Annotated in this window: 1 protein-coding gene and 1 pseudogene; both read right to left on the reverse strand. The window is 63.0% G+C overall.

The window, feature by feature from the left end:
- Positions 1-196: pseudogene (locus EG19_RS11980) on the reverse strand (ABC transporter permease subunit); the annotation flags it as partial.
- Complete coding sequence (locus EG19_RS11985) at positions 193-927, reverse strand: ABC transporter ATP-binding protein (protein WP_152544069.1); 735 nt, start codon at positions 925-927, stop codon at positions 193-195. The gene EG19_RS11985 and the pseudogene EG19_RS11980, both read right to left, overlap by 4 nt.
- Positions 928-1,322: the final 395 nt, after the last annotated feature.

Below are 1,322 nucleotides of genomic sequence, written 5' to 3' on the forward strand. Positions count from 1 at the left end.
TCTTTCCGGCGCCGTTGGGACCCACGAGAGCCGTGACCTTGCCCGCTTCAAAGGAGAGGCTCACCTCGTCCACGGCGCGAACGCCGCCGAACGTCTTGACAAGGTTGATGGATTCAAGAGGCACTACCGGCTGCGTTTCGGCGGCCGGGCTCACCCCACGCGCGAAAAGCTCGGCGGCTGCGAGATTCGAAGTCACGAGTCCTCCCGGAACATGAGTTCGCTCAGAGTGTCACCGTCCAGCCACTGGGTAGGCTCGCTCGTTTCCGCCGCCACACGCCCAGCTCGCAGGAGCACGGCGCGGTTGGCCAGAGGAAGGACCTCCGCCACACGCTGCTCCACCCAAAGTACGGCGACATTTCGTTCCCGGCTGGCGGCGGCGAGGCTCGCCAAGAGGTCGGAGGCGGCCGCCGGGGACAAACCCGCAGAAGGCTCATCGGCCAGCAGGAGCTGCGGATCACTGGCGAGGATCGTGGCCAACGCTAAAGCCTGGCGCTCACCACCGGAGAAAAGGCCAGCGGCTGCCCGCCAGCGACGAGCGTCGTTGGGAAGGGGCAGCCGCCCAAAGTGGTTCCGCGGGCTGCGGCCGCCCCGAAGAGCTGACCTTCGACCTAAAAGCAAATGATCCTCTGCCGTTAGACTCGGGAAAATAGCGCCACCCTGGATGAGGTAGCCGATTCCCGACCGGGCCCGCTGGAAAGTGGGCACGGCAGTGATGTCCTTGCCCCAATAGGAAATGTGCCCCTGTGAAGGGCGGAGCAAGCCAGCCACAACCTTCAGAAGCGTGGACTTACCAGCCCCATTGGGGCCGATGAGGGCAACAATCTCCCCAGGTGCCAGGGCGAGCGAGACGCCATGGAGGATTTCCTTTTTTCCGTAACCTGCGTGAATGTTCTCGATCCGCAGGATCGGGGCCAAGGCTTCTGCCATCGCCTGCGTTCCTAAGGTCTCAGCTACCGCTTTCCCGGTCACCACGCGCCTCCGACAACCGGGAACGAGCAAGACCCATGCCAGAAGGAACACCAAGCGCTGTACCTGGTTCGGCCGTTCATGTGACCATTGTGCCACACAGACGTGGTCCGGAAATCACGCGGCCGATGGTTGGCTTCCGGCAATAAGTGATGGAACGGGAAGCTCTCTTCACGGCGCGTCTGGCTGAGAAGGTGCTCCCGCACAGCAAGACCCAACTTAAGCCCTCGCTTGTGCTGCTGATAATGGCACCGATCGGACGGGGTTGTGCGAGGACAACCCTCGTCCCTCTCTCCGTCCATGGTTACCCGGTCCTAAGCCAGGGAGAGACATCGGATCCGAACGCACTCGCCAGC

It is taken from the genome of Thermoanaerobaculum aquaticum, from assembly GCF_000687145.1.
Taxonomy (GTDB): Bacteria; Acidobacteriota; Thermoanaerobaculia; order Thermoanaerobaculales; family Thermoanaerobaculaceae; genus Thermoanaerobaculum; species Thermoanaerobaculum aquaticum.